The sequence below is a fragment of the Mesorhizobium sp. CA14 genome, from assembly GCF_020165195.1.
Classification (GTDB): domain Bacteria; phylum Pseudomonadota; class Alphaproteobacteria; order Rhizobiales; family Rhizobiaceae; genus Mesorhizobium.
In genome coordinates, this window is sequence record NZ_JAIUHR010000019.1 from 1 (window position 1) to 19,722 (window position 19,722).

Below are 19,722 nucleotides of genomic sequence, written 5' to 3' on the forward strand. Positions count from 1 at the left end.
GCCCCGGCCCCGACGCCTGCCCCTGCAGCGGACCCCTCGGCCGCCGCCCAGGAAGTGGAAAAGCTTCTCAGCGCCGAGACGGCGCGTTGCGAAGGCCTCGCCGCCATCGCTGCCCAGGCCGACCGCCTCGGCGTCACCTTCAACGTGGCGGAAGCCATCAAAACGAAAATGAGCGTGGCCGATGCCCGCTCCAAGGTTCTGGACGCGGCGGCGGCCGGCGACGGCGAAAACGTCTCGGCAATCGCGACCCCGAAGGCGAAGGCCGAAACGAGCAAGGCGCTCGACGCGGCCGGCAAGTCTTCCGCGTGGAAAAAGGCACTCAAGCGCCACTAAGCGCGGCAACAGGAGATTTCCGCAATGTCTACCGTTCTCTACGATACCCGCCGGGCCGGCGCTCATATCATCAGCGAATCCGCTGGCGAAACCGGCGGCATGCGCTCGCGTGCGGTCGGCGTGCTCGCCAGCGGCGTCAAGTATCTCAACGGAACCGTGCTCGGCCAGGTCGTGGTCGGCGCCGCCGTAGCCGCTGCCAATGGCGGCAACACCGGTAACGCTACCATTTCGGCGGTCACGACCGCCGAGGGCGCGAAGCCTGGCGTTTACAAGGTGGATTTCACCGCTGCCACCAAGTTCGACGTGACGGACCCTGACGGCTTCAAGGTCAAGTCCGGCCAGACCGGCGCCGCCTATGCCGACGACCTTGGCTTCACCATCACGGTCGGCGCGACGCCGATGGTTGCGGGTGACGGCTTCACCATCACGGTCGGCGCCGGCACCAAGAAATACAAGAAGCTGGACCCCGCCGCCGGTGACGGTTCGCAGGATGCCGCCGCCATTCTCTTCGGCGATGTCGACGCCACCACGGCCGATCAGAAGGCGGTTCTTACCGTCCGCGAGTCCGAGGTTGCCGACTTCGAACTGGTCTGGCCGGTCGGCATTTCGGCGCCGGCCAAGGCCGCCGCAATCGCCGCGCTCGAAGCAAAAGGAATCACCGTTCGCTAAGCACGGCGACGGGGAAAACGAGGAACCGCACCTATGCATATGGATATCTTCAACGACGACGCGTTTTCCGCCGTCTCTATGACCGTGGCGCTTGAAGACTACGAATTCAAGCCGAACCTGATCGGGTCCATGAACCTGTTCACGGACGTTCCGATTGCGACGGAACACGTCTCGGTCGAGCGCCGCGCCGGCAACGTGCTGAACATCATTCAGACCTCGGAACGCGGCGCGCCGCTGGAAGAGGGCAAGCGCGACGGCCGCTCGATCCGCAAGTACGATACCAGCCGTATCGCCAAGGGCCACACCATCCGCGCATCGGAGATTTCCAACGTCCGCGCGTTCGGCACCGAGTCGGACCTCGAAACCATGATTTCCTATGTTGGGCGGTTCGAACAGCGTCTTATCGGCGACGTCGAACTGACCTGGGAAAACATGCAGCTTGGCGCGCTGCAGGGCAAGGTTCTGGACGCTGACGGCAGCGTGATCGTGGATTGGTTCGATGAATGGGGCATTGACGAGCCCGAGGAAATCGACTTCGCGCTGGACACTGCCGGCACGGACATCGAACAGAAGTGCCGGGGCGTCATCCGTATCATGATGAAGGCGGCGCGCGGCGCCTGGACAATCGGCACCCGAGTGGTCGGCCTGGCCGGCGACGCGTTCTTCGACAAGCTCACCGGGCATAAGAGCGTTCGTGAGATCTACTTGAACACCTCTCAGGCGCAGACGCTTGCCCGCGCCTTCGGCGCTGCCACTCAGAGCGTGTTCAACGCGGGCTCTTACGCCGTCTTCGATTACGGCGGCATCCTGTTCATCAACTATCGCGGCACGGACGATTTCAGCGACGACGCAGCGCCTGGCACCAAGGCCGGCCTTGGCATCAAGTCGACCAAGTGCAAGTTCTTCCCCCTCAACGCGCCCGATGTCTTCCAGAAGGCATTTGCGCCAGGTGAAGCGTTCGACATGGTCAACACCATCGGCCGGCCGCTCTACGCGATGATAATCCGCGACGAGAAGCGCAACTTCTGGGTTCGCCCCGAGGTCTATTCCTATCCGCTGTACATCTGCACGCGGCCGGAAATGCTGCTCACCGCCAAGGCGACCGCCGCCGGTTAATCCGGCGGCTTACTCCCATGGATTGGCACGGCCTCCTAGACGATATGACCGGCATAGTTCGGGATACGTTCGGCGAGGCCGTGGCCGTCATCTACAGGCGCGCCGAGACTGGCGAAATCAAGTCCGACCTGATCGCAATCTTCGATTGGGAACACGCCGAGCTTCATGCCGGCGGCAAGGTGTCCACCACGTCCCGAATTCCGGTGCTGGACGTTCGCAACGCGGACCTCGGCTTTGATCCTTTGCCGGATGACGAAGTGACGATAGCGGGCCAGGGCTCTTTCCGCGTCATCGACACCTTTGCGGACTCGTCCAAGAACACAAAGCTGCATCTGCGAAAGAAATAGGCGATGGCCTCGGCACCGCATCCGCGAAAGCTCATCCGCGCCGCCGCCGTCAACTTGCTCGCGACGTCGGACGCCAGCACGCCGCCGGTGTTCCCTACGGCGGCAAAGGCCCGCGTCTACAACAGCCGAGACTTTCCCGCCGACGCGCGCATCATGCCCGTGGTTGTGGTCTATAGCGGCGACGATGTCATCGACCCGGACTATCGCCACGATGGCGGGGTGAGGCGGCGCTTTCTCAAGCTCATGGTTGAGTGCTACGCGGTCGGTGATGACGGCGCCGAGGCCGTAGACGATTGCGCGCTTGAGGTTGAAAACTGGCTTCACGCAAACCCCACGCTTGGCAATCTGGTTGAGTGGTGCACGATCAACTCGACCGTTATCGCCTTCGCCGAGACTGCCGAGGTCGCGTTGTGGACCGCCGTCCTTACCTTCGATGTCGTCTATTATACGCAACTGATAGAGGTCGAGGGCCGCCGGCCGACGACCGTCATGCTCGGCTATGATCCCGATACCGGCCCCGGCCATGAGCCCGATTACACCGATGTAACGGGAGTGATGCCCGATGCTTGAGCGTCGCGAAAAGGACATCACGGATCTTGAGCGACGGGTTTCGAATTCGGTCCTTGTGGGCAAGGTTTCGCAGGTCGACCACGCGAAAGCCCGTTACCGCGTGAAGGCGGGCAAATTCGAAAGCGACTGGCTACCATTTACCAGCGCTCGGGCTGGCGAAACGCGGACCTATGACAGCCTCGACGTGGGCGAACAGGTGGTAATCGTCTCGCCCTCTGGCGACCCCTCTCAAGGCATCATTGTGGGCTCTATCGCCACCCAGGCGAAGCAAGCGGCGGACAAGGGCAACATTCACCGGACGATATACCCGGACGGCACGGTGGTTGAGTATGACCATGAAGCCAAGGCCTATAAGATGGACGTCGCCGAGGGCGGCAGCTACGCCCTCAACATCGGCGGCGGGGCCTCGATACACGCCAGCGGCGGCGCTATCAAAATTAAGGCACCTGGGGCCATCGACATAGAGTCCGCCACGCTCACCCACAACGGCAAGGATATTTCGTATCTGCACGAACACACCGGCGTTGAGCCCGGCGGCGCGAACACCGGCCCGGTGGCGTAAGGGGAACCGCTATGCTTGGAATGGACGCCCTCACCGGCAAGCCGCTTGAAGGCCTTGCGCACCTCAAGCAATCTATCACGGACATTCTTTCGACCCGCATAGGCACGCGGGTGATGCGCCGCGACTACGGTTCGGATCTTCCGAACCTTGTAGACAACCCCGTCAATTCGGATTTCGCGGTCGACCTCTATATGGCCCTCGCCGAGGCAATCACCCGATGGGAGCCGCGCCTACGATTGCGGGAAGCTTCGTTTAATCCACTCGGCGACGGCGTTATAGAATTCGGGCTAACCGGCGAATATTTGCCGGACGGAAAGATCATCACACTTAGCGGAATTGTCATCAAATGAGCGAGGCGCAATATACGCTTGAAGGACTCCCCGTCCCGGCGGTTATTGCGACCCTCTCCTACGAAGAGATTCGGCAAGCTACGATCAACAAACTTGTTGAGCTTGACCCCGACTATTCCGCGTTGCTGGAAAGCGACCCCGCAATCAAAGTAATTGAGGCGTCGTCGTATCAAGACCTTGTGTTGCGCGAGCGCGTCAACGATGCTGCGAAAGCCAACCTTCTGTTCTTCGCCGCCGGCTCGGACCTCGATCACCTCGCCGCTTTCTATGATGTCCTTCGCTTGGTCGGCGAGACGGACGCGGCGCTGCGAAGCCGCACCATCCTGGCGATTCAAGGCCGGTCCACCGGCGGGCCGGAAGAGCGCTACAAGTTCCTCGCCCGTACCGCTGATGTCCGCGTAAAAGATGTCGCGGTCTATCAAGTTGACGGCGGCCCGAAGCTTCGCGTCGCGCTGCTTTCTCTTGTCAACGGCGGTGTGCCTGATGCCGCCATGCTGGCCGCTGTAGAGGCAGCGGTGACGGCGCCCGACGCCCGTTCCATCAATGACGTTATCGAGGTTGTGTCGGCCACCCAGGCGCCGCAGAACATTGTCTTGAATGTATGGCTTCTGCCGAACGCGCCGGCCGCGATCATTGGCAGCATGGAAACGCTCATTCGGGCAGCGTTCTTTGACGAAGGCGGAATCGGCTTCGACCTGAATCCGTCTTGGATTTCGGCTCGCGTCCATATACCCGGCGTCGCCAAAGTCGAGGTCGTCACCCCGGCGGCTCCAGTCATTGAGAATGACAACCAAGCGGCCACGCTTGGAACCATCACCGTGAACCTCGCGGGGAGGTCGCGGTGACGGCGCTGCACCTTCTCCCAAAGAACGCCTCGCCATTTGAGCGCGCTCTATCCATGTCGTTGGATAGGACGCCCGATTTCGGCGCGATCATTGATAGTATTGCGGGCCTCAAATACGGCGTCATCCCCGCCGCCTTCTCGCCCTGGGTTGTGGCGGAATACGGTCTTGGCCCGATTTCAGAATATTTCGAAACCGATGCCCAAATCATCGCCGCCGGCATCCCGTGGCAGCGTGTCCGGGGCACCCCTGCAGCCGTCCTCGCCGCGTTGTCCTGGCTCGGCTACACCTCGCCAGCAATCGAGGATCAAAACGAGCGACGCCGGAAGTGGAACCGCTATCAGGTCGCCATGGGCTTGGTGCCTGAAGCTGAATTGCCCGTGCTTCGTGACGCCGAATATCTGGTCGGCATTTCGGACCCCGCCCGCTCGGCGTTCATTCGTGGCTGGCACGGCTACAATGTCCGCGCCCTCGAATGGGGTGAACAGAAATGGGGCGAGTCCCTTTGGGGCGACGACAGCGGCATTCGTCTTGACGGTGGAACCGTGAAGTGGAGCCACGGCGAAGACATCACCGCCAGCATCTTGGCAACCCCGGAAGAACGCGAAGCCCTCGGCGTCAACGTGACGGTCGGCGACGTTCTCGGATGGGGCACCTTCCCGTGGACGGCGCCCGGCATTTCATGGAACGGCGTTACCGATGCCAGCGCCTTCAAATCGTTTCTGCTGTCCAGCCTGTCCGTTTACGTGGCCTTCTATGACGCCGCCGGCCTCGTCATCGGCTACCGCCGGCCTGTCGCCGTTCGCAACGTGACTGCGAACCATGACGCGGCACCCGGAACGGTGTTCTTTCAGGTCGAGGCGCGAACCGACTTCGGCGATAGCGAGGGCGAGCATTGCGCTACCGTGGGTCTGATTTTTCGCGCCCACAACGCTGACACCGCAAAGCCGGGCAAGCTTTGGCTCGAGCCGGGGGAGATCGCAGTTGAGGCCGGCTTTGACCTCGCCGACATGAAGATCGGCGCCGCCCCGGTCGACTTCACCTTCCGGCGGACAGTCCGCCAGCACGTCACCATCGAATTGGAAATCTGAAAATGGCGAACGAACAATATCTGATCTTCGACAAGGCGAGCCGTCCCGACCTGGCCGATATCTATGACCGTTCGCAAGCGAGTCCGCCGCGCGAGCGCGTGTTGATGCGCGAGCGCAAGTTTGCGCAGGGCGCCGAGTTCAATGAAGCGTTCTCAATCGAGGCGAGGAAGCGAACGAATATCGGCAACATGATTGCCAGCGACGGCGACCGCCGCAAGGGTTGCGAAATCATCGTGGACCCGTTCACCGGCGATACGACTTTGGCGGCCGGCGAGGTCTACGTGCGCGGCGATATCCGGCCGGTCGGCGAGGCCACATTTGCGGGCCTGCCGATTGTGGGTGACGTCGTCGTCGGCGTTCGCGTTTTGCAAACGGTTGTGACGCATGAGGAAGACGAGTCCTTGCTCGGCCTGCATGAGGAAGCGATTGTTTCTTACGGCGAGCCTGGCGCGGCACGCGAAGAGCTCTCGCTTGTGTGGGGATGGGATGGCGACGGCCAGACTGGCGCCCTGTACCGCGTCTACCAGATCCGCGACGGGTTCGTTGTCGACCAAACGCCCCCGCCTTCCCTGTCCGGCTTTAACGCCGCGATGGCGGCTCAAGACTATGACGCCCACGAAAACTATATCGCTCGCGGGTGCCGTGTAACGGCGCTCGGTCTCGCCGATGGCAAACAATGGTTCTCAATCGAGGAAGGCACCGCCAATATCCTGGGGTACAAGCGGACCCGCAACACTGCAACGCGCTTCGGCCAACCCGAAGAGCCGGACATTCTCAACATCGCCTCGGAGCCGCATACGTTCGATGACGGCGGCACCGGCACCGCCGTAATCGCGCTTAATCGCTCGCCGATCAATTCGGTCGCTTCGGTCATCGTGACGAAGGAAGTTACCGAAACCATCGTTCGCGGCGCGGTGGCGAACACGACCGACCTTCTCGGGCACACCGGCGTTGTCTCGATCTCGCTTGTGAAGCAAGGCGCCACGACCTACGCCTCGCCCGCCAGCTACACGCGCAACGGCGACCGTATCGATTGGTCGCCAGGCGGCGCGGAGCCGGCGCCAGGCAGTTCCTACGACATCACCTATCGATACCTTGACGCCGTGGTGCCCTCAGTTGTCACACCTACCGGCATCACCATTTCCGGCGGCGTTACCGGCGGCAACGTCTTTGTAAGCTACAACTTCAATCTTCCGCGTCACGACCTCATCTGTCTCGATAGGGACGGGAATATCGTTTACCTCAAGGGCATTCCCGCCGTTGAGCAACCGCAGCCGCCAGCGCCCCCGGCCACGTTGCTGGCGCTTTGCGTCGTTGAAAACGACTGGTTCGGAACGCCTGCCATCATCAACAACGGCACGCGGTCGCTTCCGTTCTGGCAACTGCAACGAATGTATGACCGCCTTGTCGACGCCATCGACTTGATAGCGCTGGCGCGCCTGCAAATGGATATTTCTGCGCGTGAGCCGGTGGCGAAAAAGGGCGTGTTCGTGGACCCGCTCAACGACGACCGCTACCGCGATGCCGGCGAGGCGCAGAACGGGGCCGTGTTCAATGGCTCATTCCAGATCCCGATTATCCCAAGCTTCCAAGCCTTCTCAATGGCGGCGCCGGCATGCCTGACCTACACGGAAGAGCCGCTTATTTTGCAAGAGGCGGTGACGGGTTGCACCAAGATCAACCCCTATCAGTCATTCGCGCCTCTTCCCGCGAAAATGTATCTGACGCCCTCGCAAGATTTCTGGACCGAAACCCAAGACGTATCGCTTTCGCCCGTCACTCAGGTGTTCGGCCAAGGGAACCGGACGCGCGTCACCAATGTGGAAGTCATCACGTCCACGCGCGAGGTCACCGCCTACTTCCTTCGGCAGATCAACGTTGCTTTCGAAATCGACGGCTTCGGCGCGGGCGAAATCCTGCAAAAGCTCACCTTTGACGGTATCGACGTTACGCCGGCTGGCCCCATCGCTGCCGATGTCAACGGCAAGGTCGTGGGCACCTTCAGTATTCCGGCGAATGTGCCCTCGGGCACCAAGCACGTCGCAGCCGTGGGCGCTGGCGGTGACAGCGCCGCCGCCGAGTTCACAGGCCAAGGCCGTATCGAGATCAACACTAGCCAACAAATAACGACCGTACAGCGGTTCCGCGATCCGCCACCGCGTAGCACAGGCGGCGGCGGCGGCGGTAGCGGCAACGGACCCGGTGGCCGTGGCGGCCAAGGGAACACTGATCCGGTGGCGCAATCCTTCATGTTCGGCGAGGGCCGGCATATCGCCTCTATCGAGGTCAAGTTTTGCGCCATCGGCAACACCTCGCAGCCCGTGCTCTGCGAAATCGTGACCATGGATAACGGCTACCCGACGACCGATGTCATCGCGCAGACCGAAACCGATATGCACTCGGCGATTATCGGAACCTGGCACAAGTTCACCTTTGATCCCCCGGTCTTCGTTCCGGCCGGCGTTGAAACCGCCTTCGTGCTCAAGACGAATGACCCGAACCATTCTGTTTCCTATGCAGCACGCGGCGGCTTCGATGCGGCCCGGCAGGAATGGATTGGCGCGCAGCCCTACACCATCGGCGTTCGTTTCAGTTCCTCGAATGCGACGACCTGGACGGCGCACCAAGACGAAGACCTGACTTTCCGCCTCAACGCGGCGAAGTTCGACCCGGTGTCCAAGACTATCGCCCTCGGCACCGTCACCGCAATTTCGCTGTCTGATTTCATCGCGGAAGCACAGGTGTTCTTGCCGACCGGCGACACCCGGGTCGTGTTCGAAATCGAGCCCGTGGGCGAAACGCCGGTGCGGATCGAGCCCGGCCAGGTGTGGGAGCGGCAATCGTTCTTCACCGGCAACGCCGCCTTGCGCGCCATCCTAACGGGCACCGATAAGGTTTCGCCCATCATGGGGCGCGACGTGCTCGCGATCAAAGGCACGATGCAGGCCAACGGCGTCTATATCAGCGACGCGTTCACGATGGGGAACTTGATCCGCCTCGATGCGGTAATGAAAACCAAGCTGCCGGCAGGCTCGGCCCTTACCGTTCACTACGACAAGGCTGACGATAATTGGCAACTGTTGCCGCAGGCGTCCGCGACGGTGCTGGCGGATGGCACCTTTGAGCGGACTTTCCGAACGACAGGCCTGACCGCGATTCAGGGCCGTATCCGTCTTACGCTCACCGGTTCCCCGGCGGCTCGTCCGGCGGTGTCCGACCTTCGCGCATTCTCGATTTGAGGTTGACCAATGACCATCGACGCCGCAACCCCGAATCGTAACTATCCGCTGCCGAGCGGTGGCAACAACCTTTCACATGACGTGGCCCGCCTGATAGCCGCGCTACAGGCCGTGGACGTGGACGTCGCCGCCGTTCTCTCGGCCTTGGTGCTCAAGGCCCCGCTACTCAATGCCGCCCTTTCCGGGGCGCCCACGGCACCGACGCCGGCCGGTAACGACAACTCGACCCGCATCGCCACGACGCAATGGGTGAAGGCCAATTTCGCCGACTTCGTGGGGGCGGCACCCGCCGCGCTCGACACTCTGGCGGAACTAGCGACGGCGCTGGGCAACGATGCTAATTTCGCCGCAACTATGACCGCCGCACTGGCGGCCAAAGCGCCGCTGGCAAGTCCGGCCCTTACGGGCGCGCCCACAGCCCCTACGGCGGCCGACGCCACCAACACGACCCAATTGGCTACTACGGCTTTCGCTCAACGGTGTATCGCCCTCTTGAAGGCGGCGGCAAACACATGGGCCGCCTTACAAACATTCAGTGCGGGCCTCGTGTCAAATCCGCCGAACGGTCAGGCCATTGGCGTCAACGGCGGTCCCGCTGTTGGCACGGCCGGCCTGACGATCAATTCTATCAATACCGGCGCTACCTTCATTTCATTCAATAGGAACGGTGGCTATGCCGCCAACTTCGGTATCGACACCGACAACAAGTGGAAAGTCGGCGGCTGGTCCATGGGCGCCGCTGCCTATGAACTTGTTCACATGGGAAACTACACGGCCCTTTTGGACCCTCGCTATGCCCTCAAGACATCGGTCGGAACGATGGCGGCGAGGTCGCTTACGATCTCCACTTCGGCCCCCGCCGGTGGAGTCGATGGCGACGTGCATATGCAGGTGTAAGCGATGCTTTACGTGAACGATTCCGCCATCTGGAAAGAGAGCACGCCCTACGTGAAAGACGCCGGTCTGTGGAAGCCTGCCAAGCAGGTTTACACGCGTTCTAGCGGTGTCTGGAAAGAGGTCATGTTGCTGAACCTCTACCAGCAACTTGATAAACTCGGCCTCACCAGCAATCTCAGACTATGCCTTGATGCAGGCGCCGCCGCCTCTCTGCCGACCGGGTCTACGAAGTGGCTGGATCTGTCGGGAGGTGGATACGACTTTTTCCGGGGTGTCACAGTAGGCGCCGAGGGCAGCGACCCGACCATCAATGGAACGGCTAACGCCCGATCAAGCGCCGAATTTCTTTCCTTCGACGGCGGCGACTATCTCACTTACGATTCAGCGAACGAAGGCTGGATGAACAACTTTCACAAGGCAGGCGCACAATGGACGGTGGCCACATGGATTTGGTATGCCGCCTCGACCTCGGCGGGGTTCATCGGGACGAACGGCAATAGCGTATCGCCAGGCTTTGCCGTGGGCATGAACGGTAGCGGCAAACTCGCGACCATCGTGCACAACAATAGCACGCAAATCATCAACAACGCGACCGCCGCCAGTATCCCGACCGGCGGATGGTGTTTCTTGGCGAATTCGTTCGATAGCTCGGGCGGAGCTACAGGAAACATTCTGGCGATCAACGGCGCCTATGAGACAGCTACGGCTACGCTTAACTCGCCCTCGGCATCCAATGCGGCGGTCACCATGCAGATTGGTTCCCGCGCCAACGGCACCGTGCCCTTGCCGAACGGATCACGGATGGCCGGCTTTATGATTTGGGAAGGTCGAGCGCTAAACCAAGCAGAGTTGACAGCCGTGTTTAACGCTACCCGTGTCCGTTTTGGCGTTTAACCTTCCATGGCTTCGTTGACCACTCGTTTATCCGCGCCCATCCCCAATCGTTCGGATCGGGATTTTGATAAGCGATAGGTTCAGGGAAGTGCATCTTACGATCAATTGCTTCGAAAGGATAATCTGCACCATGGTATTCGGTCCCATCATCGAACCTTACTTTGATGGTGCGGCCTACATGGTCGATAACAGTTCCATAGACCGTTTCATATCGCTTCGGGTCCGTCCTTACGATCACCCGTTTAACGCGATCCGCGCGCTTGAACACAATTGGCCCGCCATGCTGATCGGGTTGAGAGCTTTTGCGGGTAAATATTCGAAACATCTTAAATAGCGTCACCTAATACACCTCACCCCGTAAAGGAGAACTAAATTATGCAATTCTTGGTCGTTCTTCCTGATGGCTCTCGGGCTGTCAAGAGTAATCCCGGCTGGCTTACCGGCGATACGCCAGAAACCGCGCGGCCATTGACGGCCGATGAACTTGTCGCCATGGGGTTCGGACGAAAGATCATTGACGAGCCCCCGCCGTTTGACGCCGAAAAGCAGACGCGCATACTTTCACCGATTGATGAATGGGGCGTCACGGAAACCACGGCAACGGCGAAATACGTTGTTTCCGACCTCCCCTTCGAAGCTGTCCGCGCTAACAAGCTTGCAGCGCTCGCCGACAAACGTTGGACGATTGAGAACGGCGGGGTCGTCATCAACGGCGCGTCGGTTCGGACCGACGCGAATAGCCAAGCCAAGATCACCGGGGCAGTATCGCTTTTCCAGAACGACCCCGAATTGGAAAGCATCGATTGGGAGGCTCAGCCCGGCGTATGGGTAACGCTGGACGCGGCCACCATGAAGGCTATCGGCATCGCGGTCGGCCGCCATGTGCAAGCCTGTTTCAGCCGCGCCAGGGCGTTGTCGGCCAGTATCATGGCGGCGCCAGATATCGAGGCCTTGGACGCGGTGGATATCGAGGCCGGGTGGCCGGGCCAGTGAAGCCGTCGCCCCGGCGGTAAACGCAACATCCTTCGTTTGCGAAACGTCAACGCTGGCCTATGAAAGCGTTGACATTCGGAGATTGCAATTATGGCTGGCACTCAATTCTTGCACGGCGTCGAGCTTATCGAAATCGATGACGGCCCCCGCCCCATTCGCACCGTCCGCTCTTCGGTCATCTTCGTTGTCGGCACCGCCCCGGACGCGGACGCCCTGGCGTTCCCGCTGAATACGCCCGTGCTGATAGCGGGTAGCCGCGCCGAGGCCGCGAAGCTGGACACCTCGGTCGCTAAGACCCGCCTCGGCACCCTGCCGAACGCGGTCGACCTCATCCTTCAACAGATCGGGGCGGTTATCGTGGTTTGCCGTGTCGAGGAAGGCGCGGACGATGGCGAAACCCTCGCGAATGTGCTTGAGGGCTGTTACAAGGCCCTTGAGGCGCAATCGGCCGTTGGCGTGACCCCGCGTATTCTGATCGCCCCTGGCTTCACCGGCGAGCGCCCGGTTGGCATCGCCGGCCATGGCGCCATCACCCCAGGAAACGGCGGCGCCAACGGCACATTTGCCCTTGCCTTCACCGGCGGAACCGGCTCGGGCGCCGAGGGCACCTTTACCGTTGCCGGCGGACAACTCACCACGATCACGATCACCAAGGCCGGTCGCTACAGCGTTGCTCCGGTCTTCTCGTTCGCTGCATCAGCGGGCCTCGCTGGCGCCGCCTCGCCGGTCACTCTCGGCGCCACCGCGAACGCTGTTGTGGCCGAGCTTATCGGCATCGCGGAACGCCTTAAGGCCGTCATCATCGCGGACGGCCCGAACACGAACGATCCCGCCGCGATCACCTATGCCGACGACTTCGGCTCAAAACGAGTTTACGTGGTCGACCCTGGCGTGAAGGTTCCGCGCGGCGCCAACGTCAACAGCGAACCGGCTTCCTCGGCGGTTGCCGGCCTTATCGCCAAGATCGACAATGACCGCGGATTCTGGTGGTCGCCGTCAAACCAGAACATCAACGGCATTGTGGGCACCGACCGGGCAATCGACTTCGCCCTGGGTGACGCGAATAGCCGCGCAAACCTTCTCAACGAAGGCAACGTCGCAACGATCATCCGCGAAGACGGTTTCCGCCTTTGGGGCAACCGCACGCTGTCCAGCGACCCGAAATTCGCGTTCCTGTCCGTGGTTCGCACGGCGGATATCATCAATGACTCCATTCTTCGCGCTCACCTTTGGGCCGTGGATCGAAACATCACCAAGACGTACATTGATGACGTTGAGGAGTCCGTGAACGCCTACATTCGCAGCCTGGTTGCGATGGGCGCGCTTATCGGCGGCCGGTGCTACGCCGACCCGGACCTCAATTCCCCGGCTTCTATTTCCGAGGGCAAGGTGTGGTTCAACATCGAATTCACGCCGCCGTACCCGGCCGAGCACGTCATTTTCCGGTCGCGCATCGTCAACGACTTCCTTGAGGATCTTGTGCAATGAGCACCCCCACTTTTGCGCTGCCGCGCCAGCTTAAGGCGTTCAATCTGTATTCGGACGGTAACAGCTACGCCGGCCGGTGTGACAGCATCACGCTTCCCAAGATCGCGCTCACGACCGAAGAACACAGGGCCGGCGGCATGGATGGCCCGAAGAAATTGGAATTGGGCATGGAAGCGCTCACCGCGTCCATCATCCTTTCCGATTACGATCCGGCCATCATCAGCCTTATCGGCGTGGATGGCATCGCCTTGGTCGCGCGCGGCGCCGTGCAGGCCCAGGGCTCGGCCGCCGAGGCCGTGGTCGTCAACATGCGAGGCATGCTGACCGAAACCGAATTCAGCGAGTGGAAGCCTGGCAGCAAGTCCACCAAGACGCTTACCTACGAACTCGATTACTTCCGCTTCCGCCAGTTGGATGTCGAGTACGTGGAAATCGACATCATCAACATGGTTCGCAAGATTGGCGGCATCGATCAGCTTGCCACTCAGCGAACCGCAATCGGCCTCTAAGGAAGCATGAACCATGACGACCGATATTCGTAAGCAGAAGCGGCACCCCCTGGTTGAGCCCATCACCATTGAAGGGCGCGAAGTCACGGAAGCCATCTTACGCCGGATCAAGGGCAAGGACATTCGGGACATGGACCGCCAGGACTCGGACCTGGACAAAACGGCTTTCATCATTTGCCGCCTCGCTGGCTGGCCGCCCGAGGCGTTCGATGAACTGGACGCCGAGGATATCGACGCGCTCGGCAAGATCATTGAGGGTTTTATGGGGAGGCGGAAGCGAGCGGCCTAACGCTCGAATCCGTCTCTAACCTCATGGCGGATATCGCCGTGATCTTTCACTGGCCGCCGTCCGAACTTTGGGAACTAGACCTTTCGGAACTCGTGATGTGGCGGGGCCTCGCCGCCGCTCGCGCTGGCAAAGCGAAAACGTAAATGGCCGGGAAGCCCACGGCGGAAGCCACCGTAAAGCTATCGCTGATCGACCGCATCACCGGGCCGATTAAGCGGATACAAGCGCGCCTCGCCGCGCTCGGCACGCGCTTGGGTTTCGACCGCATCGGCGCATCCGTCAACCGCCTCGGGAAAAGCCTTATCGGCCTCGGGAACGGGTTGACCCGCACAACCGCTCGATTGTCTTCCTTCGTGGCCCTTCTCGGCCTCGGCGCCTCGGGTGCCGTCGCTGGCGCCTTCGCCCTGGCGAAGAGCGCGTCGGACCTCGGCAGCGAGATAGGCGAAGCCTCATTCAAGCTCGGCATCGGGGTCGAGGCGCTGCAGGAATACCGCTTCGCCGCTAAAATGAGCGGCATCGAAAACGAAACCCTGACCAAGGGCATTCAGAAGCTCGGGATCAACGCCTCGGAAGCCGTCAAAGGCAATAAGCAGATGGCGAAGAGCTTCCGCGCCCTCGGCGTTCCGTTGAAGGATACCAAGGGCAAGATGCGGTCGACCGAGGCCGTTCTTAATGACACCTTCACGGCCCTGGCAAAGATCAAAGACCCGCTTCGCCGCAACGCCCTGGCGTTTAAGCTGTTCGGCAAGTCCGGCGTCGATATGGTCAAAATGCTTTCCGATGGTTCGGAAGGCCTGGCCGAAATGAGGCATCAGGCCCGGCTTACCGGTAGCGTCATGAGTGCGCGGGCCGCCGCCGCCGCCGATGAATTCGGCGACAACCTTGACGCCCTCTTGATCCGTTTCGAAGGCCTGAAGCTCTTTCTCGGGGTCCAGCTTCTGCCGGTCCTCAATGAGGTTATCGAGGCGACCACGAAATGGTTTGACGCCAACGCGGGCCTTGTCCGGCAATCAATCTCGGATTGGGTCAAGGCGTTCGCGAATGTGCTTCGCGACCTCATGAATCCCGCATCAGAGATCCGGCAACATATCGCCGGCATGGCCGAAGGTTTCTCGTCTTTCCTGGCGGCGATCAAACCCGTTGTGGACTTCGTGGGCGGGCCGATGAACGCCACGCTGCTAGTGCTCGGGGCCTGGACGGCGGCGCCGCTCATCACCGCTCTTACGGCGGTCACGGCGGCTTTCGTCACCCTGGGTATCACGATCATGGCGACGCCCGTGGGTTGGATACTGGCGGCGGTCGCCGCCATCGCCGCCGCCGCGTACCTGATCTACCAGAATTGGGATAAAATCGCGAAGTGGTTCGGCGAATTTTGGGATTACGTCAAAGGGCTCTTCGCCTCAGCGGTGGCGTACATCCAAGGGATCGCGGGCAAGCTCTACGATGCCGGCGTCGCCATGGTGCAATCCATTTGGGATGGCCTCAAATCGAAGTGGGCGGACGTGGTGGCCTGGCTGAAAGGCGCCGTCAACGACCTAGTCGGCTGGCTTCCCGATGTCATCAAAACCAAACTCGGCATTGACATAAACGCGGCCAAGCTTCCCGAAGGGCCGAACGCGCCGGCCACTCGCGCAGGGGCCGCTGTGGGCGCGCTTGTGCCGCCGAAGGTAGAAACTCCCCCGCCGCCCTCGGCGCCCTTCGTGTCGGGCCAGAAACCGGCGGATATGGGCTCGCTGTCCGCAACTATCCGCGACCTCATGAAGCCGTTGAGCGAGGTGACCAAGCAGGGCTCGCCAACGAAGACTGACGAAGTCGACGCCGGCACCGTCAAGGCGGCTAGCATACAGATAGCGGAACCGCTCACCGTGCATGAGCCGCAACAGATCAATGCGCCGCTCAACGTGGGCGGCATCACCGTGAACGTGCAGGGCATGACCCCGGCCGAGGCGCAGCAAATGGTTACGCGCGCCATCGGCGCGGCCCAGGCCCGGCAGCAAGCCAACATTCAATCGAGCCTTTCGGATTGATGCGATGTCTACAATGATGGGCCTCGGGCCGTTCCGTTTCAGCCTTTCAACGGCGGCTTACCAATCGCTTGAGCGAAGCGACGAATTCCGATGGGTTGCGCAAGAGCGTATCGGCCGCGAGCCAGCCGCGCAGTTCATCGGGCCAGGTCAAACCACGTTCGCCTTGAGCGGGACGATTTACCCGCACTTCCGGGGCGGATGGGGCCAGGTCGAGGCGATGCGTGCCATCGCGAAGACGGGCGCGCCGCAAATGCTGGTTTCCGGTCTAGGCCGAATATTCGGACTGTTCTACATCGAAAACGTGTCCGAAACGCAAACCATCTTTTGGGACAACGGCGCCCCTCGAAAGCAAGAATTCAACCTTGATCTTAAGAGCTACGGTGCCGATGGGGGCATTTTCTAAGTATCGTGGGTACGGCGACGCGGTAGGTTCGGCTATTGTGTTTGCGAATTGCAAACAGGTGGCAGATGAACATTTACCGCGCCAGCGACGGCGACATGGTCGATGAAATTTGCTGGCGCTTCTATGAGAAGGGCCAGCAGCCGCTTGCCGTCGAACGGGTCTATGACGCGAACCAAGGCTTGGCGAAGCTCGGGCCGGTGCTGCCGGCCGGAACTCTTGTCAATCTGCCGGATCTTCCGCGCCCGCAAGCTACCCCGATAATTCGGATTTGGGGTTAGCTATGACCCCGTTTGCTTCCTTCTCTTCCGATGGCGCGGACATCACCGGCGGCCTCGCCGACCGGCTTCTCTCGGTCGAGTGTCATGACGAAGCCGAAGACAAATCGGACCGCGTGACTATCGAGCTTGACGACCGCGCCAGGTGGAGCGACGGCGCCGTTGCCGCGCTCCCGCTCATCGGGTCCACCATCACCGTAACCCTCGGCTACCGCGAGGGCCAGGCGACGTTATTCGGGCCGTACCTCATTGACGATTTGGAAGTCTCGTCGCCGCCCCGGACACTTCGCGTAACCGGCCGCTCGGCGAAGATGCCGAAGTCGTTCCGCACCCCGAAAACCGAAAGCTATCATCAGAAGACGGTCGGGGCGATCATGCAAGAAATCGCCGGCCGGAATGGCTATGAGGCCAAGATTGATCCGGCGCTGTCCGGCATCGTCATGCGCCATATCGATCAGCGCAACGAGTCGGACATGGCCTTTGCGACGCGGCTCGCGGGCATGCATGACGGCGTCGCCCGGCCCGTGGCCGGTAAGCTCGCGGTGGCGAAGCGCGGCACCGGGAAGAGCGTCACCGGGGAATCGCTTCCCCAGGTCACGCTTACCGAAGCGGATTGCATCAAATGGTCGTTCAAGTATTCGGCCCGAGACGAAGCGGGCGAGGCCGGCGGGCTTGACGAAGGCGGCGGCGGTTCCTCGGCGCAAGCGGCTGCAGGGGACGCCGGGGACACCGCCAGCGGGCAAACCGAAGGCGAGTCCATCATCGACCTGCCGGAAGACGAAGACAACGGCGAGGGCGATAAGGGAGGCGTCCGGGCCTACTGGACGGACATTCGCACCGGCGAGACGAAGGAAGCCACGTCGGGGCAAGAACCTTACCACGACCTCCGCTATAGCTATCATAACGAAGCCGAGGCCCAAGCGGCGGCGGACGCCTACAAGAACAAGAGCGCTCGCGGCAAAGCTTCGTTCTCTTGTGACATCGGCGGCGACCCGACCGTGCAGGCCGAGGCAAAGCTTATCCTGTCCAGCTTCCGGCCGTACATCCCGGCGGAATGGCGGATCAAGACGGCGACGCACCGGTACGGCCCGAGCGAGGGCTACACGACCGCGATTGAGGCCGAGCTATTCGCCGAAAAGCAGAAAGACGTTCCGGCCGGCGTCAAGAAAACCAAGCCCACGGACGACGACAAGATCGACCCGGACGCGCCGGCCGAGCCGGTTGAGCCCACGGCGCCGACCGACGGCTTCATTATCGATGTCCCGAGCGACGGGGCGGCGCAATGAGGCTGGTCGATAACTGGCGCAAGGTCGCCCGGCATTCTTGGGCTATCCGGCTCAACGGCTTCGCCGTGGCGTCCGTGCTTCTGTACGGCGCCGAACAGGCCTGGCCGTTCCTCTACGGCTACGTGCCGATTTCGACGCCCGCGTTCGCAGCGATCACCGGCGCGCTTTCGGTCGCCGCCGGCATCGCTCGGCTGATCCCTCAACAGAAGATTTCAGGAGCACGAAAGCAATGGCAAGCAGGGCGAGCGCACGCGCGTACAAAGCAATCGCGACCGTCATGGCTGTGGCGTCTCTGGTCGGCGGTCGGTACATGGTTTCGGCGCCAGGCGAAGAGCCGATCCCGGCGGCGGTAAGGCTCGCGGTCGACGCGAACATCATCCCTTGGGAAGGCCTTGTGCTGTCCGCGCATTGGGACCGCTTTTCGAAGCGCTATGACATTTGCCACGGCGACACGCTCATCAACGGCAAGCCCGTCACCGCCGGCATGCGCTTCACAAAGGAAGACTGCTACCGAATCCTGATCGTGCGCGTCGTCAATGACTATTACAAGCCGCTCACCCGCTGCATCGCCGGCTTCGATACCCTGCCGATTTCGCTTCAGGCGTCCATGATTTCCGGCGCTTATAACTTCGGCGTCGGCTCGACCGAGAAGCGGACCGGCCTTTGCGGGTCCAGCGCCGCCGGGTTCGCCCGAGCCCGCAACTTCTATGCCGCTTGCGAGGCGCAAACCGCCTTCAACAAGTCGGGCGGCCAGTTCGTGCAGGGCTTGGACAATCGCCGCAAGAACGGGGATGCAACCCGCATCGGCGAGGCCGAGCTTTGCGAGTCCATGCCGGCAACCGGCCTGCCGGTGAGGCCAAACTAATGGAAAACCTCAAGGCCGTTTTTATCCCGGCAATCGACATGGTGCTTCGCATGGTGGGTGCAGCATCGCTCGCGGTAATCGCGGGCTTCCTGATTTGGTGGCTGTCATGATGGCAAAGATCAAACTCGCCGTTGATGTCTTGGTGCTGCTCGCCTTCCTGGCGCTCTTCGGCGCCGCTGCTTGGTATCGAGGCGACGCCATCGCGGCGAAGGCGGAAACCGCGCGGGTGCAAGCCAATCTCGACAAGGCGGTCGAGGCAAACAAGGTGAGCGCGGACACCATAGACCGCATGCAGAAGCAAGACGCGCTCAACGACAAGATCTCTGCGGAACTGATGCAGAAGCTAGCCGCTGCAAATTCCGCCTTGACCGAAAAAACCACGGCGCGGGCCGATCTGAAAGGCAACAATGAAACCGTTCGCTCTTACCTCGACACTCCTGTTCCTGACGATTTGCGCCGGCTGTACGACCACTAAGCCGGAAGTGATCGTCAAATACGTGACTGTCAAAGAAAGGGTGCCGGCGGAGTTGATCGCCCCGGTTCCGCCCGCCTGGCGCAAGGCCGGCGGGCCGGTGAAGACCGAAGACTTTGTCGCGCGCGGCGACGTCAACGAGTCCGCGCTCAAGGTGTGCACCGCCCAGGTGGACGGTACGCGCAAATGGAACGGGGAGCCGTAG

At 61.4% G+C, this 19,722-nt stretch carries 25 protein-coding genes and 1 pseudogene; 25 read left to right on the forward strand and 1 reads right to left on the reverse strand.

The window, feature by feature from the left end; all coding sequences use genetic code 11:
- From LB565_RS19185 to LB565_RS19240, 12 genes and pseudogenes are all read left to right on the forward strand, one after another.
- Positions 1 to 333 (forward strand): annotated as a pseudogene (locus tag LB565_RS19185) (hypothetical protein); the annotation flags it as partial.
- Between the two features lie 24 nt (positions 334 to 357).
- On the forward strand, positions 358 to 1,002 hold the full coding sequence (locus LB565_RS19190; RefSeq protein WP_224586700.1) for a head decoration protein: 645 nt from the start codon (positions 358 to 360) through the stop codon (positions 1,000 to 1,002).
- A gap of 33 nt (positions 1,003 to 1,035) precedes the next feature.
- The gene (locus LB565_RS19195; RefSeq protein ID WP_224586701.1) at positions 1,036 to 2,118 is read left to right on the forward strand and encodes a major capsid protein; all 1,083 of its coding nucleotides are present in this window, start codon (positions 1,036 to 1,038) and stop codon (positions 2,116 to 2,118) included.
- Positions 2,119 to 2,135: 17 nt separating this feature from the next.
- A complete protein-coding gene (locus LB565_RS19200) occupies positions 2,136 to 2,465 on the forward strand; it encodes a hypothetical protein (RefSeq protein ID WP_224586703.1) in 330 nt (109 codons plus the stop codon).
- A 3-nt stretch (positions 2,466 to 2,468) separates the two neighbouring features.
- Complete coding sequence (locus tag LB565_RS19205) at positions 2,469 to 3,035, forward strand: hypothetical protein (protein ID WP_224586705.1); 567 nt, start codon at positions 2,469 to 2,471, stop codon at positions 3,033 to 3,035.
- On the forward strand, positions 3,028 to 3,597 hold the full coding sequence (locus LB565_RS19210; RefSeq protein WP_224586707.1) for a phage baseplate assembly protein V: 570 nt from the start codon (positions 3,028 to 3,030) through the stop codon (positions 3,595 to 3,597). Before LB565_RS19205 ends, LB565_RS19210 begins: the two co-directional genes overlap by 8 nt.
- A gap of 20 nt (positions 3,598 to 3,617) precedes the next feature.
- Positions 3,618 to 3,947 (forward strand): GPW/gp25 family protein, encoded by a 330-nt coding sequence (locus tag LB565_RS19215; protein ID WP_224586710.1) that lies wholly within the window; start codon positions 3,618 to 3,620, stop codon positions 3,945 to 3,947.
- Entirely contained in the window at positions 3,944 to 4,792 is an 849-nt protein-coding gene (locus LB565_RS19220; RefSeq protein WP_224586712.1) for a baseplate J/gp47 family protein, read from the forward strand. Before LB565_RS19215 ends, LB565_RS19220 begins: the two co-directional genes overlap by 4 nt.
- Complete coding sequence (locus LB565_RS19225; protein WP_224586714.1) at positions 4,789 to 5,880, forward strand: phage tail protein; 1,092 nt, start codon at positions 4,789 to 4,791, stop codon at positions 5,878 to 5,880. Before LB565_RS19220 ends, LB565_RS19225 begins: the two co-directional genes overlap by 4 nt.
- Before the next feature lie 2 nt (positions 5,881 to 5,882).
- Positions 5,883 to 9,119: a DUF4815 domain-containing protein gene (locus LB565_RS19230; RefSeq protein WP_224586715.1), complete on the forward strand. Its 3,237-nt coding sequence runs from the start codon at positions 5,883 to 5,885 to the stop codon at positions 9,117 to 9,119.
- A 9-nt stretch (positions 9,120 to 9,128) separates the two neighbouring features.
- Positions 9,129 to 10,016: a hypothetical protein gene (locus LB565_RS19235; protein WP_224586716.1), complete on the forward strand. Its 888-nt coding sequence runs from the start codon at positions 9,129 to 9,131 to the stop codon at positions 10,014 to 10,016.
- Positions 10,017 to 10,019: 3 nt separating this feature from the next.
- Positions 10,020 to 10,910 carry a LamG domain-containing protein gene (locus LB565_RS19240; protein ID WP_224586717.1) on the forward strand — a complete coding sequence of 297 codons (891 nt, stop codon included), beginning with the start codon at positions 10,020 to 10,022 and terminating at the stop codon, positions 10,908 to 10,910.
- On the opposite strand, the gene LB565_RS19245 is transcribed toward LB565_RS19240, so the two are convergent.
- On the reverse strand, positions 10,885 to 11,250 hold the full coding sequence (locus tag LB565_RS19245; RefSeq protein WP_224586718.1) for a hypothetical protein: 366 nt from the start codon (positions 11,248 to 11,250) through the stop codon (positions 10,885 to 10,887). The genes LB565_RS19240 and LB565_RS19245 overlap by 26 nt on opposite strands.
- 35 nt (positions 11,251 to 11,285) lie before the next feature.
- On the opposite strand from LB565_RS19245, the gene LB565_RS19250 reads away from it, so the two are divergent.
- The 13 genes from LB565_RS19250 to LB565_RS19310 all read left to right on the forward strand — a co-directional run bounded on the left by LB565_RS19250 (position 11,286) and on the right by LB565_RS19310 (position 19,722).
- A complete protein-coding gene (locus LB565_RS19250; protein WP_224586719.1) occupies positions 11,286 to 11,903 on the forward strand; it encodes a DUF4376 domain-containing protein in 618 nt (205 codons plus the stop codon).
- Between the two features lie 90 nt (positions 11,904 to 11,993).
- Positions 11,994 to 13,391 carry a phage tail sheath subtilisin-like domain-containing protein gene (locus LB565_RS19255; RefSeq protein WP_224586725.1) on the forward strand — a complete coding sequence of 466 codons (1,398 nt, stop codon included), beginning with the start codon at positions 11,994 to 11,996 and terminating at the stop codon, positions 13,389 to 13,391.
- Positions 13,388 to 13,900 (forward strand): phage major tail tube protein, encoded by a 513-nt coding sequence (locus tag LB565_RS19260; protein ID WP_224586726.1) that lies wholly within the window; start codon positions 13,388 to 13,390, stop codon positions 13,898 to 13,900. The genes LB565_RS19255 and LB565_RS19260 overlap by 4 nt, the downstream gene beginning before the upstream one ends.
- 13 nt (positions 13,901 to 13,913) lie before the next feature.
- Positions 13,914 to 14,189 carry a phage tail assembly protein gene (locus LB565_RS19265; RefSeq protein WP_224586727.1) on the forward strand — a complete coding sequence of 92 codons (276 nt, stop codon included), beginning with the start codon at positions 13,914 to 13,916 and terminating at the stop codon, positions 14,187 to 14,189.
- 23 nt (positions 14,190 to 14,212) lie between these two features.
- The gene (locus LB565_RS19270) at positions 14,213 to 14,332 is read left to right on the forward strand and encodes a GpE family phage tail protein (protein ID WP_127255541.1); all 120 of its coding nucleotides are present in this window, start codon (positions 14,213 to 14,215) and stop codon (positions 14,330 to 14,332) included.
- Complete coding sequence (locus tag LB565_RS19275; protein WP_224586729.1) at positions 14,333 to 16,216, forward strand: phage tail tape measure protein; 1,884 nt, start codon at positions 14,333 to 14,335, stop codon at positions 16,214 to 16,216.
- A 4-nt stretch (positions 16,217 to 16,220) separates the two neighbouring features.
- Positions 16,221 to 16,619 (forward strand): phage tail protein, encoded by a 399-nt coding sequence (locus LB565_RS19280; protein WP_224586731.1) that lies wholly within the window; start codon positions 16,221 to 16,223, stop codon positions 16,617 to 16,619.
- Positions 16,620 to 16,684: 65 nt separating this feature from the next.
- Positions 16,685 to 16,897, forward strand: a complete 213-nt coding sequence (locus tag LB565_RS19285) for a tail protein X (RefSeq protein ID WP_127255545.1) — start codon at positions 16,685 to 16,687, stop codon at positions 16,895 to 16,897.
- 2 nt (positions 16,898 to 16,899) lie between these two features.
- On the forward strand, positions 16,900 to 18,180 hold the full coding sequence (locus tag LB565_RS19290) for a contractile injection system protein, VgrG/Pvc8 family (protein WP_224586733.1): 1,281 nt from the start codon (positions 16,900 to 16,902) through the stop codon (positions 18,178 to 18,180).
- Positions 18,177 to 18,533 carry a hypothetical protein gene (locus LB565_RS19295; protein WP_224586735.1) on the forward strand — a complete coding sequence of 119 codons (357 nt, stop codon included), beginning with the start codon at positions 18,177 to 18,179 and terminating at the stop codon, positions 18,531 to 18,533. The genes LB565_RS19290 and LB565_RS19295 overlap by 4 nt, the downstream gene beginning before the upstream one ends.
- A complete protein-coding gene (locus LB565_RS19300; RefSeq protein ID WP_224586738.1) occupies positions 18,491 to 19,045 on the forward strand; it encodes a glycoside hydrolase family protein in 555 nt (184 codons plus the stop codon). The genes LB565_RS19295 and LB565_RS19300 overlap by 43 nt, the downstream gene beginning before the upstream one ends.
- Before the next feature lie 106 nt (positions 19,046 to 19,151).
- On the forward strand, positions 19,152 to 19,520 hold the full coding sequence (locus tag LB565_RS19305) for a hypothetical protein (RefSeq protein ID WP_224586740.1): 369 nt from the start codon (positions 19,152 to 19,154) through the stop codon (positions 19,518 to 19,520).
- 7 nt (positions 19,521 to 19,527) lie between these two features.
- Positions 19,528 to 19,722, forward strand: a complete 195-nt coding sequence (locus LB565_RS19310) for a hypothetical protein (protein ID WP_224586742.1) — start codon at positions 19,528 to 19,530, stop codon at positions 19,720 to 19,722.

Coding starts and splice junctions, on each gene's coding strand:
- LB565_RS19190 (WP_224586700.1), top strand. CDS start 358: ATGTCTACCGTTCTCTACGATACCCGCCGGGCCGGCGCTCATATCATC.
- LB565_RS19195 (WP_224586701.1), top strand. CDS start 1,036: ATGCATATGGATATCTTCAACGACGACGCGTTTTCCGCCGTCTCTATG.
- LB565_RS19200 (WP_224586703.1), top strand. CDS start 2,136: ATGGATTGGCACGGCCTCCTAGACGATATGACCGGCATAGTTCGGGAT.
- LB565_RS19205 (WP_224586705.1), top strand. CDS start 2,469: ATGGCCTCGGCACCGCATCCGCGAAAGCTCATCCGCGCCGCCGCCGTC.
- LB565_RS19210 (WP_224586707.1), top strand. CDS start 3,028: ATGCTTGAGCGTCGCGAAAAGGACATCACGGATCTTGAGCGACGGGTT.
- LB565_RS19215 (WP_224586710.1), top strand. CDS start 3,618: ATGGACGCCCTCACCGGCAAGCCGCTTGAAGGCCTTGCGCACCTCAAG.
- LB565_RS19220 (WP_224586712.1), top strand. CDS start 3,944: ATGAGCGAGGCGCAATATACGCTTGAAGGACTCCCCGTCCCGGCGGTT.
- LB565_RS19230 (WP_224586715.1), top strand. CDS start 5,883: ATGGCGAACGAACAATATCTGATCTTCGACAAGGCGAGCCGTCCCGAC.
- LB565_RS19235 (WP_224586716.1), top strand. CDS start 9,129: ATGACCATCGACGCCGCAACCCCGAATCGTAACTATCCGCTGCCGAGC.
- LB565_RS19240 (WP_224586717.1), top strand. CDS start 10,020: ATGCTTTACGTGAACGATTCCGCCATCTGGAAAGAGAGCACGCCCTAC.
- LB565_RS19250 (WP_224586719.1), top strand. CDS start 11,286: ATGCAATTCTTGGTCGTTCTTCCTGATGGCTCTCGGGCTGTCAAGAGT.
- LB565_RS19255 (WP_224586725.1), top strand. CDS start 11,994: ATGGCTGGCACTCAATTCTTGCACGGCGTCGAGCTTATCGAAATCGAT.
- LB565_RS19260 (WP_224586726.1), top strand. CDS start 13,388: ATGAGCACCCCCACTTTTGCGCTGCCGCGCCAGCTTAAGGCGTTCAAT.
- LB565_RS19265 (WP_224586727.1), top strand. CDS start 13,914: ATGACGACCGATATTCGTAAGCAGAAGCGGCACCCCCTGGTTGAGCCC.
- LB565_RS19270 (WP_127255541.1), top strand. CDS start 14,213: ATGGCGGATATCGCCGTGATCTTTCACTGGCCGCCGTCCGAACTTTGG.
- LB565_RS19275 (WP_224586729.1), top strand. CDS start 14,333: ATGGCCGGGAAGCCCACGGCGGAAGCCACCGTAAAGCTATCGCTGATC.
- LB565_RS19280 (WP_224586731.1), top strand. CDS start 16,221: ATGTCTACAATGATGGGCCTCGGGCCGTTCCGTTTCAGCCTTTCAACG.
- LB565_RS19285 (WP_127255545.1), top strand. CDS start 16,685: ATGAACATTTACCGCGCCAGCGACGGCGACATGGTCGATGAAATTTGC.
- LB565_RS19290 (WP_224586733.1), top strand. CDS start 16,900: ATGACCCCGTTTGCTTCCTTCTCTTCCGATGGCGCGGACATCACCGGC.
- LB565_RS19295 (WP_224586735.1), top strand. CDS start 18,177: ATGAGGCTGGTCGATAACTGGCGCAAGGTCGCCCGGCATTCTTGGGCT.
- LB565_RS19300 (WP_224586738.1), top strand. CDS start 18,491: ATGGTTTCGGCGCCAGGCGAAGAGCCGATCCCGGCGGCGGTAAGGCTC.
- LB565_RS19305 (WP_224586740.1), top strand. CDS start 19,152: ATGATGGCAAAGATCAAACTCGCCGTTGATGTCTTGGTGCTGCTCGCC.